11 protein-coding genes are annotated in these 13,047 nt (G+C 57.2%); 4 read left to right on the top strand and 7 right to left on the bottom strand.

The genetic code is table 11. From position 1 onward, the window contains the following. The 3 genes from ACDO57_RS20215 to ACDO57_RS20225 all read left to right on the top strand — a co-directional run. Positions 1–3,970, top strand: a 3,970-nt coding sequence (locus ACDO57_RS20215) for a hemagglutinin repeat-containing protein (protein WP_370884506.1), incomplete at its 5' end; no start/stop codon positions are given. Then, the gene (locus ACDO57_RS20220; RefSeq protein ID WP_267217692.1) at positions 3,970–4,251 is read left to right on the top strand and encodes a YrhB domain-containing protein; all 282 of its coding nucleotides are present in this window, start codon (positions 3,970–3,972) and stop codon (positions 4,249–4,251) included. The genes ACDO57_RS20215 and ACDO57_RS20220, both read left to right, overlap by 1 nt. A gap of 46 nt (positions 4,252–4,297) precedes the next feature. After that, positions 4,298–4,549 (top strand): hypothetical protein, encoded by a 252-nt coding sequence (locus ACDO57_RS20225; protein WP_048992773.1) that lies wholly within the window; start codon positions 4,298–4,300, stop codon positions 4,547–4,549. 257 nt (positions 4,550–4,806) lie between these two features. Here the strand turns inward: ACDO57_RS20225 and ACDO57_RS20230 are convergent, their stop codons facing one another. The 4 genes from ACDO57_RS20230 to ACDO57_RS20245 all read right to left on the bottom strand — a co-directional run bounded on the left by ACDO57_RS20230 (position 4,807) and on the right by ACDO57_RS20245 (position 8,341). Further along, a complete protein-coding gene (locus tag ACDO57_RS20230) occupies positions 4,807–5,895 on the bottom strand; it encodes an AAA family ATPase (RefSeq protein ID WP_045907934.1) in 1,089 nt (362 codons plus the stop codon). A gap of 145 nt (positions 5,896–6,040) precedes the next feature. Continuing rightward, positions 6,041–7,000, bottom strand: coding sequence for a DUF523 and DUF1722 domain-containing protein (locus ACDO57_RS20235; protein ID WP_048030819.1), 960 nt, complete (start codon positions 6,998–7,000; stop codon positions 6,041–6,043). 102 nt (positions 7,001–7,102) lie between these two features. Continuing rightward, the gene (gene uraH, locus ACDO57_RS20240; RefSeq protein ID WP_045907932.1) at positions 7,103–7,516 is read right to left on the bottom strand and encodes a hydroxyisourate hydrolase; all 414 of its coding nucleotides are present in this window, start codon (positions 7,514–7,516) and stop codon (positions 7,103–7,105) included. A gap of 99 nt (positions 7,517–7,615) precedes the next feature. Further along, positions 7,616–8,341, bottom strand: a complete 726-nt coding sequence (locus tag ACDO57_RS20245) for a MerR family transcriptional regulator (protein ID WP_061716237.1) — start codon at positions 8,339–8,341, stop codon at positions 7,616–7,618. A gap of 117 nt (positions 8,342–8,458) precedes the next feature. Between ACDO57_RS20245 and ACDO57_RS20250 the strand changes: the two genes are divergently transcribed. Next, a complete protein-coding gene (locus ACDO57_RS20250; RefSeq protein ID WP_370884507.1) occupies positions 8,459–8,983 on the top strand; it encodes a lipocalin family protein in 525 nt (174 codons plus the stop codon). A gap of 3 nt (positions 8,984–8,986) precedes the next feature. Here ACDO57_RS20250 and ACDO57_RS20255 read toward each other — a convergent pair whose 3' ends face one another. The 3 genes from ACDO57_RS20255 to ACDO57_RS20265 are packed head-to-tail and all read right to left on the bottom strand — an operon-like array spanning position 8,987 to position 13,028. Continuing rightward, positions 8,987–9,997 carry a fimbrial protein gene (locus ACDO57_RS20255; protein WP_061716276.1) on the bottom strand — a complete coding sequence of 337 codons (1,011 nt, stop codon included), beginning with the start codon at positions 9,995–9,997 and terminating at the stop codon, positions 8,987–8,989. Then, positions 9,997–10,512 (bottom strand): fimbrial protein, encoded by a 516-nt coding sequence (locus ACDO57_RS20260; RefSeq protein WP_370884508.1) that lies wholly within the window; start codon positions 10,510–10,512, stop codon positions 9,997–9,999. Before ACDO57_RS20260 ends, ACDO57_RS20255 begins: the two co-directional genes overlap by 1 nt. Beyond that, a complete protein-coding gene (locus ACDO57_RS20265; RefSeq protein WP_370884509.1) occupies positions 10,503–13,028 on the bottom strand; it encodes a fimbria/pilus outer membrane usher protein in 2,526 nt (841 codons plus the stop codon). Before ACDO57_RS20265 ends, ACDO57_RS20260 begins: the two co-directional genes overlap by 10 nt. Between the last annotated feature and the right edge of the window lie 19 nt (positions 13,029–13,047).

Consider the following 13,047-nt stretch of genomic DNA (forward strand, 5'->3'; position numbering starts at 1 on the left):
CGTCAACGCGAATCAGATCAACGACGCATTCAGCTCCAGCCGGGCGAAAACCAGCCGTTCGTCCGTCACGTATCAGGGCAGTAACGTCACCGCGGGCGGCAACCTGCTGGTGAACGCCGGGCACAACCTTGACGTGACCGCCAGCGACCTGAAGGCGGGCGGCAGCGCGGGGCTGAGTGCGGGCAACGATCTCAATCTGAACGCGGCACAGACCAGCGAAAGCAGCCGTAAAGGGAAAAGCGAGTCCCACAGCACCGGGCTCGACCGCACCACGATTTCCGCAGGCGATAACCTCGTGCTGAAGGCCGGGCAGGATATCAACGCTCAGGCCGCCGCGCTGGCAGCGGAGAAAAGCGTCGGGCTGCAGGCGGGTCGCGACGTGAATCTGGCGGCGGAAGAGACCACGCAGGGCGATAGCTATAAGTCAGGCAAGAAAACCGTCATCAACGAATCGGTACGCCAGCAGGGAACCGAGATCGCCAGCGGGGCGAATACCCAAATCCTCGCCGGGCGCGATGTCACCACCGAAGCTGCGCAGGTAACGGCGAAGGGTGATATCGGCGTGGCGGCGGGCCGCGACGTCAATCTCAATACCGCAACCGAAAGCGATTATCACTACAAAGAGCAGACCAAAACCAAAAAAGGGTTCCTGAGCAAGAAAACCACCCACACCATCGAGGAGAACAGCGCGACGCGTGAATCCGGCTCATTGCTGAGCGGCGATAACGTGCAGGTGGTGGCGGGCAATAACCTGCTGGTGAAGGGATCCGCCGTGGCGGGCGACGGCGACGTGAAGCTTAAGGCGGGCAACAACGTCGATATTGTGGCAGCGACGAACAGCGATACCTCCTGGCGCTTTAAGGAAGAGAAAAAATCCGGCCTGATGGGCTCGGGCGGGATTGGTTTCACCATCGGCAGCAGCAAAAGTACCCAGGATCTCCGTGAGAAGGGCACCACCCAGAGCCAGAGTTTCAGTACGGTGGGCTCGACGGGGGGGAGCGTTGATATTGCCGCCGGTAATCAGCTGCATGTCGGCGGCGCGGATCTGGTGGCTGGCAAAAATATGGCGCTCACCGGAGACAGCGTGACGATCGAGCCGGGCCACGACAGGCTCACCAGTGATCAAACCTTCAAGCAGAAAAGCAGTGGCCTGACGATTGCCCTCTCCGGCGCAGTGGGTGACGCGGTGAACACTGCGGCCAGCACGGCAATGGCGGTGAAAGACCAGAGCGATGGCCGTCTCGCCGCACTTCAGGCGACCAAAGCGGCACTGTCGGGTGTTCAGGCCGTGCAGGCCAACCGTCTCGCTGAAGCGGCTAACGGCAGCGATCCCACCAACAATGGCGCGTTCGGCGTGATGGCCTCCATTGGCGGACAGTCCTCTAAATCCACCTCACACTCGGAGCAGGACAAAACGACCGGCAGCACGCTGAATGCCGGGGGTAACCTCGCCATCACGGCGACAGGTCAGGGCAACGCTGCCAACAGCGGTGATATTACCGTGGCGGGCAGTCAGCTGAAGGCTGGCAAGGATCTGACGCTCAATGCGGCTCAGGATATCAACCTGACGAGTGCAGCCGACACCAACAAACTGACGGGCAGTAACTCCAGCAAGGGTGGCTCAATCGGGATCGGTATTACCGCCGGTCCGAATGGCGCGGGCATCACCGTCTCTGCCAGCGTAAACGCCGCCAGAGGCAGCGAAAAAGGCAATGGAACCTCCTGGAACGAAACGACGCTGGATGCCGGACAGAACGTCAACCTGACCAGCGGCCGCGATACGGTGCTTAAAGGCGCGCAGGTCAACGGCGATAAGGTCACGGCGGATGTCGGGCGCGACCTGACCCTCAGCAGCCTGCAGGATAGCGACAAATACAACAGCAAACAGCAGAGTATGAATGCGGGTGCAAGCTACACCTGGGGAGCGGGCAGCGGTAGCGGCAGCTTTAGCATCAGCCGCGACAAGATGAAGAGCAACTACGACTCGGTCCAGGAGCAGACCGGGCTCTTCGCTGGCAAAGGCGGCTTTGATATTAACGTTGGCAACCATACGCAGCTGGACGGTGCGGTGATTGCCAGCCGTGCTGATGCAGACAAAAACCGCCTTGAGACCGGTACGCTGGGCTTTACGGACATCAACAATAAGGCGGAGTATAAGGTTGAACATCAGGGTGTCGGCTTCAGCAGCGGCGCCGGGGTTGCGGGTAATCTGGTTAGCAACATGGCCAGCACAATGCTGGCAGGAATGGGCGGCAGCGGCCATGCTGAAGGGACCACGCAATCAGCGGTAGCCGACGGTGCTATCATTGTTCGCGACCAGGCTAACCAGAAGCAGGACGTCAGCACGCTCAGCCGTGACACTGACCATGCCAACGGCAGCATCGACCCGATCTTTAACAAAGAGAAAGAGCAGAAACGCCTGCAAACCGCGCAAATGATTGGCGAGATCGGCAATCAGGTTGCGGATATTGCGCGCACCAACGGCAAAATTGCGGCCACGGAAGCGGCCAACGAGAAGATGAAAACCGCGGGCAGCGATGCGCGTAACGCCGCCATCAGCCAGCTGAAAAAAGACGGTAAAGAGGTTACCGATCAGGCGATTCATGACCAGATGTACCAGACCTTCTATAACGAAGCGTTTAACCAGTCTGGCATGGGAACGGGGCAGAGCACCCAGCGCGCCATCACGGCAGCAACGGCGGCCATTCAGGCGCTGGCAGGTGGTGATATTAAAGCTGCGATTGCGGGCGGTGCCGCGCCGTATATCGCCAATGCCATCGCGAATGCCATCCCGGAGAAGGATCTTAAGGGGCGCGTGCTGGCCCATGCGGTTGTCAACGCCGCACTTGCAGCCGCTTCCGGCAGAGATGCGGCGTCCGCTGCAGCCGGTGCAGCGGTGGGTGAGCTGGCTGGTAAGATTGCGGTTGACGGTTTTGGCAAACAGGTCAGCGAACTGAGCGAGGAAGAAAAACAGGCGGTATCTGCGCTGGCGACACTGGCTTCTGGCCTGGCTGGTGGGCTTGTCGGAGACAGCAGCGCGAACGCGGTAGCGGCGGCTCAGGCGGGCAAAACGACGGTTGAGAATAATAGTCTCAGCGCCCCGGATGAGAAAAAGCGTCAGGATGCGAAGTGGTCACTGCCATACATCAAAGATGCGAACGAAAAAGCCAAGGCTGAAAAGCTGATTGCAGATCTCGATGCGAAAGATAAAGCGTTCGACGCGGCACTGAATAAAGCCTGTAATCGTCTGTCGTCATCAGCCTGTCAGGGTATGCGCCAGGAACTTGCTGCTATGGGCAAGAGCTATGATGAGCAAATGGACGGGCAGTATGTCGGCACAATGGGCAGTGTGTACAAGGAAGGTGCGGATAAAATCGCCGGGCAGCAATGGCAATATGCTACCGCAGATGCGAAAGCCAAGCGCGATGCAGATATTCAGAGTATAGCTCAGAACTGGGGAGTGAGTCCGGAAACGGCTTCAACGCTGTATGATTCGATGACGTTTGTACACGGCGCAGCGGCTGTCGGCGGTGCTCTTTATGGGATGAAAGGTTCTGGAGTAAGTGAAGAGACAGCAGGATCAATTAAGAATGTGAATCCAGGGTACCCTGAATCTGGGCGAACACACAATTGTGTAAACTGCTCGATTGCTACAGATGCTACATTAAGTGGTAACCCTGCGTCAGCCTTACCGATTAATCATAATAATGGAGTGCCTTTATCTGTTTTGGAAAACCAATATGGTACTAAATTTAAATATGCCCCTTCATCTGAAAGCATTACACAACAAATGACAGATGCAGGTTCTGGTTCAAGAGGTATCGTTTTTGGTTCATATGGCCCAGGGCAGCCAGGGCATGTATTTAATGTTGTGAATCAAAATGGTACAGTCCGATTCCTTGATGGACAAACGGGTAAATCAGCTGATCTCAGCCAGTTCAAATCATTCCAACTTTTGCGGACAAACTAATGATTACTTTTGATGAAGCTGTTAATAAGGCGACCGAATATTTAGAAAAAACAGAGGTGCCCGTTGTTATTACACTACAAGGTCGTTTTTCAGAAGGATGGTTTTTTTATTTTCAATCCAGAGCATATCTTGAAACAGGAGATTTCTCTGCTCAGCTTATAGGCAATTCTCCATTTATAATCGATAAGGATACTGGTGAGGTACATGAACTTGGAACCGCATACCCTATTGAAAAATACTTGCAGGATTATGAAGAAAAGAAAAATGGCATAAGGGATTAGTGGATTAACGCAAGGGCGTGGATTCTGGTTTACCGAAGGTACAAGCATGGTTGGTGCGTATGCGGCGGCAATGTTGCAAGGGAAAGATCCGCTTGCTCCCACCATTGGTGCAGGAATAGGAACAGCGGGAGGGGTATTAACAGGCAAGGGTTATGAGAAAGTACAAGAAATGCTCCCGCAATATGTGATTCCGAAATTTACAGGAACGGTTCTGGAGTCATTGAGTTCTGAATATTTCGGAAGCAAAGGACAGGCTGCCACTGAGGCTATACAAAACAAATTAAGCGAGAAAAAATAATGTTTACTACGAGGATAAAATTATTCCTATTGCTGGTAGCTGTTTGGATCGCTGGCATTTTTGCCACGCTTTTGTGCGGCCGTTTGCTGATAGCCTTTGTTACCTATTTTTTCATCGGGCAATTTGATTTTCCAATGAGTGATCTTGTTGAAGCCGTTAACCTTTCCATTAGTGGTGGGGTAATCATTGGAGGAATACAATGCTTTATGTCGAAAGAAAAGAATCCACCCCGGTGAGTAAGAGATGAGGATATAGAGCTACCCCAGCCTCTCCACCCTCGTCTCCCCCTCAACCATTGACAGCTGATACAGCGAAAACGACCTCTGCTTCTCAATCAACGTCGCCAACTCCGGCGAGTGGCTGGTGAGCCAGATCTGCGAGTAGCGGCTGGCCTCGGCGATTAAGCTCGCCAGGGCGGGCAGCATCTGCGGGTGCAGGCTGTTTTCCGGTTCGTTCAACGCGATAAATGCCGGTGGGCGGGGGCTTAACAGCGCTACCGCCAGGCACAGAAAGCGCAGTGTGCCGTCGGAGAACTCCGCCGGTTCCAGCGGTCTGCTCAGCCCCTCGCGCTGCATCATCATGCGAAAACGTCCGCCGGTGTTGTCGCTGTAAAACACGCAGCCGGGGAAGGCCTGGTCAAGGATGCGCATCAGCAGCAGCTCGTCGCCAATCTCGACAATGGTCTGAAACGCGGCCGCCAGGTTAGCGCCGTCGCTGGCCAGCACCGGGGAGCGGAAACCGACCTGCGGGGCCCGCATCGCCGAGCCGATTGATACAGAAAACTCATGATAAAAGCGCCAGTTACGCAGGGACTCGCGCATCTGCGACACTTCCGGGTAAAGGTGTGGTTCGCCGAGCTGTCCGAATACCGATTCGTTCTCGTACAGCGTGCCGCTGTGGGTCACCTTCTCGTGATGCACGTTGTTCAGAAACACCGCCTGGTTCTTACGCTTCATCAGCTGTGACGAAGGTCGACGGTGCTGGCCGCTCAGCCAGATGGACTCCTCTTTGATCACCGGGTCGAGCTGAAACTGCGAGGGGTAGGGCAGCTTCTCCACAAACCCGACCTGCAGCTCGTATTCGTAGCTCTCTGTTTCCACCGCGAGGTTCATCCGCCGCAGCTGGTCGCTACGGGTTTTACCTGCCCAGAACACCTTCAGAATGCCGCCCTCGTTCGCCAGCGCCTGGGAAAACTGCCCCTGGGCGGCGCTGTGCATCAGGTGTATCGCCTTGTAGATATTTGATTTTCCGGTCCCGTTCGGCCCGAAGACGATATTGAGCTGCTCCAGCTCCAGCGACATCTCGCGGATGGATCGATAGTTTTGAATGTGCAGGGTGTTGATCACATGCAGGCCCCTTTCGCAGAATAAGCCTGTATATAATCACAGTCTTTGAGATGAAATGCAAAAAAGAGACGACAGTGAGGATGTCGTCTAAACGGGGTACTGCTTTGGGCCTCTACGGGTCAATGGGGCCTTCGCATTTTTTTCATCACTTGACTGCCAGACGCAGACCCAAATCATCAGGATAGGGATCAAAGTAGTTTTGCGTCATCAGATACCGGTCGGGGTATTCGGCCAGGTAGTGCTTCAGCAGCGTGATCGGGGCGAGGATAGGCAACTGTCCGTTGCGATAATGCAGGATCACGTCGCGCAGCTCGCCGCGCTGGCGGGTGTTCAGCTGGTTACGAAAATACCCCTGAATATGCATCAGCACGTTGGTGTGATTCTTACGCGAAGCGGGTTTTTTCAGGATGGTCATCAGCTTTTCCCGGTACGCCACGAAGAAAGCGTCCAGGTCTTCCCACTCGTGCAGCGAGGCAACGAACGGGCCGATTTCACGGTAACCCGCCTGATGGTGCGCCAGCAGCTGGAGTTTGTAACGGCTGTGGAAGTCCAGCAGCGCGCGGCGCGTGAGGCCATTTTTACGCAGCGTGTTCAGTTCGTGCAGGGCAAAAACACGTTCGACAAAATTTTCCCGCAGCACCGGATCGTGCAAGCGTCCATCCTCTTCCACGGGCAGCCACGGCCAGGTTTCAAGGAGGGCGGCGGTGAACAGCCCGACACCCTCCTTGCGGCCCCGGTTGCCGTTTTCATCATACAGACGCACGCGTTCCATGCCGCAGCTTGGGGATTTAGCACAGACGATAAAACCAGCGAGATCGCCAATTTTCGGCAAAAAATCTGCCGTAAAGTCCGCCATTTTCTGCGTAACGTCTTCGTGAGGTGCATGGCTAAAACGCATCTGTGTTTCACCGTGTTCCGTCACGATCAGACGCAGCGCCGGGCGAGGGGTCGGCAGGCCGATGGCCATTTCCGGGCAGACGGGCCTGAAATTCACCCACTGGGCCAGCTCATCCATGACGAAGCCCATACGCTTGTGTCCGCCGTCAAAGCGAACGGCGGATCCGGTCAAACATCCGCTAATACCCAGCACTGGTTTCGTCGTCATGGTGTCGTCCTCCCGTTCATATAATTAAAACTTACACAACATGACTAATTTGTCCAAGTATTAGCGGAACTATTTTTTTTATTCCTTTAGAATCAATGCGTATTAGCTGCCCTTGTAAGTCGAGTAACCGTACTGGCTCAGCAGAAGCGGGATGTGCAGCTTCTCGTTGGTGCGGGTCACGGTAAACAGCACCGGGATCTCCGGGAAGAAGGAGTCGAGTTTTTTGCCGTGGAAGTACTCTGCGGTTTTGAAGGTCACTTTATACACGCCAGGCTGCATGTCCTGGTCCTGCGGATAGAGCGATTTGATGCGTCCGTCCTGGTCTGTTTTACCGCTGGCGATCGGGGTCCATTTGTCCTGCTGCTGCTTTTCCAGCGTGACGGTGACGCCCGGTGGAGGCGTGCCGGTTTGCTGGTCGAGGATGTGTACGCTCAGGGTGCCAGCAGGAGCGGCGCTAAAGGCGGCAGGGGTAAAGGCCATCGCGGCCAGCATCAGCAGAGGGGCAGTTTTTTTCATGGTGTTTTCCTGTGGGGTTATTCGTCACTGGAAAACGTTAGCATCTGCGGCGCGGGAAAATATTCAACTTTTCGTGAAGATTCCCGCAGGAGAAAATGATTAGAGGATAATCACTTCAAGCGATACCTGCTGCTGCCACTGCTCCAGCTGCTTTTTCCGCCCGGCGGTGAGTTTGCCGCTGGTGACCAGCAGCCATTTGCGCTCCGGGAAAATTTCCGGTGCCAGCGCGTCAGGCGGAACCGGCAGGATGTCGATCCGATGGCCCTGTCCGGTGCGCGTTAGGGCTTCGAGCCAGATCTCGCACGGGTCGTTGAGGTGCCAGCCGCTGAGCAGAATATTATCGCCCGGCGCTTTTTTATCGCCTTCGAGGCAAAACGAGGTGTAGGCGATGATGATGCCGTCGAGGATCGCGCGCAGGGTCATGGCGGCGGCGACGTTGGCCGAAACCTGGCTGCGCAGCGGGCGCAGCACGTTCGCGACCAGCTCCGGCCTTGGGTACTCGCGTCCGGCGTCGTAAATCATCTGGCGCAGGGATTCGACTTTGCCGTCCTGCAGGCGTTGCAGCATGTTCTGCTGCAGGGTTTGCCAGTTGTTGGTCCGTCCCGGCGTCGGGCGTTCCAGCAGCGGTTTGACCTGGCCAATCGGAACGCCTTTTTTTACCCAGTCGAGGATTTTGAGCGCCTGCTGGACGTCCTCATCGCTGTACTGGCGATGGCCGCCTTCCGTGCGCTGTGGCTTGAGTAAACCATAGCGACGCTGCCACGCCCGCAGGGTGGTGGCGGTGATGCCGCTGAGTCGGGCGAATTCGCCGATGGAGTAAGCCATGTCCGTGTCCAGAGTGGAGGAATACTCTCAATATACTACGAATTTTCCCGAACGGGATGAAGCGCCGAAACGGTGCACTACACTTAACGTCCAACCGTGCAAATGAAAGGAATTCTCATGAAGCTATGGCCTGTTGTGACCGGTGTTGCCATTGCGCTGACGCTGGTCGCCTGTAAATCCCCCACGCCGCCGAAGGGCGTTCAGCCGATTTCTGGTTTTGACGCCAGCCGCTATCTCGGCAAATGGTACGAGGTCGCCCGTCTGGAAAACCGCTTTGAACGCGGGCTGGAGCAGGTAACCGCCACCTACGGCAAGCGCAGCGACGGCGGCATCAGCGTCCTCAACCGGGGCTACGATCCGGTGAAGAACAAATGGAATGAGAGCGAGGGGAAAGCGTACTTTACCGGTGAACCGACCACGGCCGCGCTGAAGGTCTCCTTCTTCGGCCCGTTCTACGGCGGCTATAACGTGATCAGGCTGGACGATAAGTACCAGTACGCGCTGGTCAGCGGCCCGAACCGCGACTACCTGTGGATTTTGTCGCGCACGCCGACCATCCCGGATGCGGTGAAGCAGGATTACCTGAAAACCGCGCGCAGTCTGGGCTTCCGGGTTGACCAGCTGGTGTGGGTGAAGCAGTAGCCCCTACTGGTAGGAAAACGTAATGCTGGCCAGCGCGTTGGCCGAGCCGGGGACCAGTTCGCCGGTTCGGATGTACTGCGCCTGGAACGGTAACGACAGGGTTTGCGCCGCCGCGGTGCTCTGGATAAAGAACTGGCCGGTTGTACCCGCGGCCGAGCTGTCCGGCCCCATCGTCAACGGTCCGGTGCCGTTGTAGAAAAACTGCACCCCAACGCCGGACGCCGTGGAGTCTCCGGTCAGCGTCACCACCGACGAGGTGTTCGACGGCGTGGTCTGATCGGTCATTACCGCGTGAACCGCTACGTTCGCGTCGCAGGTAAGGCTGACGGTAAACGTCCCCGATGGCGACGTGCTTCCCACCGTGGGCAGAGTGCGAATATCAATAGTGCCCAGCGCCACGCTGGCGTTTTTGCTGCCGACCGTACACCCGCTGGCGGTTACCGTGACGGTGGTCGGGCTGATGATGACCTGCGCCGTTTTCGTCTCGTTGTTATAGGCGGTTAACACTGCGGCGTTGATGGTCGGGATTTGATAGACGCCGGACTTCAGCGCCGTACCGGTTTTAATAAAGGTGACCTTTGCCGACCAGCCCAAATCCTGGGCATACCCACTGGTGCCCTCTGCCGGGTAGCTTTGCGTGATACCGGTTTGCAGGGGGATATATTGTGTACTCTTAAAATCCTTCAGCCCGATGATATACCCCACGCCCGGCACGCCGGTCTCAAAAATGGTGTAGTTCGCGCCGTCGACGGTGACCGTCGCACCGCTTGAAATCGCGCTGCTGCTGGGCTGCAGCGTGCTTTTGTTGCAGGTAAAAATAATCCCACACCAGAACACCTGCTGCACGCTGGCGGTGGCGCTCCAGGTCGAGCCAATAATGCTGCCCGGCACCACGGAATCCGCTGGCCCGGTGTAGGTCATTGGCTGAGGGGAGAGGGTAATATCTGATTTCCAGTCCAGCGCCTGCACGCTGGCGCAGAAAAGTAATCCGCAGAGAAGAAACGCTAAACGCATCATAGATACTCCGTTGTCCAGGTGGCGAGGGCAGACACATCACCGGCGCTCACCGGCGTAGCGGTGGCAACCAGCTGCGCGTAAAAGGTCATCTGTACGCTGTCGTCTCCCGCCGTTCCGTACGCGGTGGTCTTAGTGTTCAGGGGAATGAGTACGCTCTCTTTATCGAGGATCTGTACCGCCACGCCGGTAGCGCCACCGTCGGCAATCTTCAACAACTGCGGGTTGGCATCATTCGGCGTACCGCTGAAGCGGATTTTTACGCCAGCAAAGGTCGGCCCGCACGCTTCAAGCCTGAGCGTAAAGGGCGTTTTGATATTGCTGACGGCCCCGGCGCGCGTAAATTGTTTGATGCCAATGGTGCCCAGCGGCACGTTCTGCTCCTCGGAGCCCTGCGCCACCACGCAGGTATTGCCGATCAAATTGCCGGTGACGGAAACCAGCACGTCATACCCGCGAACGGGGAGAGCGAAAACCATCAGTGCGATGCAGCCGATCCGAAACGTTACTGACATACCACCTCCTGAGAGTAGAGACCGGTGCGGGCGTTATAGTTCTGCTTGTTTAAGGCATAGATAATGGTGCAGCGCTGGTCGCTGTTGCGGCCCCACACGGCGTTCAGCTTACCCTTATCTGATAAACCGGACAGATACAGGCCGCCGCCATCGCCGACGATGCCGCTGGTTTTATCATCATCGAGCGAGACCAGCGTGCCGAAGGGGAGCACATCGTTGCCGTGACGCACGATAAACATCGCTTTTGCTCCCTGATGCGTGGTGAAGGTGGCGCGAACCAGGGCACCGTCGGTAGGCGTTTTGTTGGCGATGGCGTTTTCCAGCTCCACGTCGTTGCCAGCGGTCGTCACGTCCAGCGCGACCTGGTTAACGCGGTACGGCGTGGCGTACGGGATCACCGCGTAGCCACGGCTGTCCGTTTTGATGCCCTTATGGTTAAGCACGGCGACGTTGCTGGCACCCGGGGCTTTCACCAGAATGTTGGTGTTCCCAAGTGGCTGGCTCAGCGTCAGGCCATCTTCATGCACGACCGCACCGCCGCTGATGCCGTAGCTGAGGTTGCGGGAGTTGCTGGCGTAGCTGTAGCCGAGGTTATAATTCCCGCGCGCGCCTTCGTACTGCAGGGTGGCATCGCCGCCGTAGTGCTGCTGGGCGCTGTAGCGCTGGTTGACGCTATAGAACAGATTTTCCTGGCCCGGCAGGTAGCCGCTCACGCCCGTGCTGGCGGTTGTACCGGTGGAGTCCGCATGGGTCGTGGTAAAGCGCGCGCGGGTCGACAGCGCCGGGTTGCCAAGCGGGACCGAAATTGACATCGACAGGATGTTGTCTTTCTTGTCGTCATACAGGCTTGAGCTTCGCTGGGCGCTGACCCCAAGCGACACGTTGCGAAACGTGGCGTTCCACGCGAACTGCAGGCTTTGCGTGGTTTTCGGCGTGTTCCAGTAGGTCTGCTGATCCCACGACAGTGACAGCGAGCCGTATTGTCCCATCGGCTGCGACAGCAGCAGCTGGTTTTTTGCCTTGCGCGACATGCGCAGGTTGTACACGTTGTCGTAATGGGTGGTGACGGTGCCATCGTCTTCCACAGTCTGCTTTGGCGATCCGCCCGATATCCCTTTGTACGTCGTGTCGCTGAGGGTATAAAACCCTTTCGTGGAGTAGCGCAGCGAGAAGAAGTTCACCCGCGTGCCAATGTCGTTCAGCAGCTTGCTGTAGCGCAGGCGCACCGAATCACCGGTATAGTGCCGATCGTCCGCCAGCTGGCTGCGGGCGTGGGTCAGGTCGATGGAGTAGGCACCAAAGCGGCCGAGGTTCTGCCCAAACCCGAAGGCCAGGCCGTTATAGCGATCGGCAAACTGCGCCCCACCGTAAAACGTCAGGCCATATTGCCAGCCGTAAAACAGTTCACCCTGCGCGAACGAGGGCGCATCCTGATTGCCCGTCGGACGGTATTTCCCGGCACCGAGGGCATATTTCACCTGTCCGTTACGCACCAGGTTCGGCACGCTGGCAAAGGGAAGCGTGTATTGCGTTTTGCTGCCGTCGTTCTCCTGAATGGTGACCGCCAGATCGCCTCCCGAGGAGGTCGGGTAGAGATCTTTCAGCACAAACGCGCCTGGTGGAACGGAGGTTTGATAGATGATGTTGCCGTTCTGGCGAACCGTTACGGTAGCGTTGCTGCGCGCGATGCCCCGGACTTCCGGCGCATAGCCGCTGAGGCTGGCGGGCAGCATGTTGTCATCGGTTTTCAGGGCGATGCCGCGCAGGCCCACGGAATCGAAGACCTGCGCCGAGGTGTACGTTTCCCCGGCATACACCTGCGCGCGCAGGGCGTGAATATCGCGCTGCAGCCAGGTCTGCACGTGGGTGAGCTCATTGCTGTCTTTGGTCCACGTGGTGAAATCACGCAGCCGCCACGCGCCCAGATTGACGCCGCTGTTGAGGCTCGCAAACAGCTGCTGTTCCCGCGTGCGCGTCTCGCCGCGATACTCATTGTTCGAGCCGTTGACCACGTAATTCAGCCACTCGGCAGGAATGCCCGCTTCCCAGCTTTCCGGGCTGACATACCCGCGCGGCAAATTGCGCATCGCACTTTGCGGTACGGTGAAGCTCAGGGTGAGCGTCTTCTGGTCCAGATCAAACTGCGTATCCGCAAACGCCTTCGTTAAGAAGATGCAGCGTTGCGCCAGCGGCAGCGCTCCGCCCTTCGCCTGATGACTATCGATGCCCAGCGCGTCGAATTGCTCAGGCGTGAGGCAGGGCAGCGCTTCACCCGTACTGTCTTCAGAAAGGCGGAACGTGACGTTACCTGTGAACGCGTAGTTGGTATTGATATACACGTTGAGGTTGTAATCGCCCGGTGGCAACGCGCTCCCGGCGTTGACCCAGGCGAGATCGGCGCTATTTGCGCTCTCGCCGTTGAGGAACGCGGGGTTAAATTGCAGTTCGCTTTCAGCAGCCACGGCTTGCCGAATCACCAGGGAGATCACCGTGGCGCACAGGATTTTTATTTTCACGTGGTCACGCCTTACTGTT

Origin of the sequence: Enterobacter cloacae complex sp. 2015409, assembly GCF_041365315.1 — a bacterium.
Classification (GTDB): Bacteria; Pseudomonadota; Gammaproteobacteria; order Enterobacterales; family Enterobacteriaceae; genus Enterobacter; species Enterobacter pseudoroggenkampii.

Coding starts and splice junctions, on each gene's coding strand:
- ACDO57_RS20220 (WP_267217692.1), top strand. CDS start 3,970: ATGATTACTTTTGATGAAGCTGTTAATAAGGCGACCGAATATTTAGAA.
- ACDO57_RS20225 (WP_048992773.1), top strand. CDS start 4,298: ATGGTTGGTGCGTATGCGGCGGCAATGTTGCAAGGGAAAGATCCGCTT.
- ACDO57_RS20235 (WP_048030819.1), bottom strand. CDS start 7,000: ATGACGACGAAACCAGTGCTGGGTATTAGCGGATGTTTGACCGGATCC.
- uraH (WP_045907932.1), bottom strand. CDS start 7,516: ATGAAAAAAACTGCCCCTCTGCTGATGCTGGCCGCGATGGCCTTTACC.
- ACDO57_RS20245 (WP_061716237.1), bottom strand. CDS start 8,341: ATGGCTTACTCCATCGGCGAATTCGCCCGACTCAGCGGCATCACCGCC.
- ACDO57_RS20250 (WP_370884507.1), top strand. CDS start 8,459: ATGAAGCTATGGCCTGTTGTGACCGGTGTTGCCATTGCGCTGACGCTG.
- ACDO57_RS20255 (WP_061716276.1), bottom strand. CDS start 9,997: ATGCGTTTAGCGTTTCTTCTCTGCGGATTACTTTTCTGCGCCAGCGTG.
- ACDO57_RS20260 (WP_370884508.1), bottom strand. CDS start 10,512: ATGTCAGTAACGTTTCGGATCGGCTGCATCGCACTGATGGTTTTCGCT.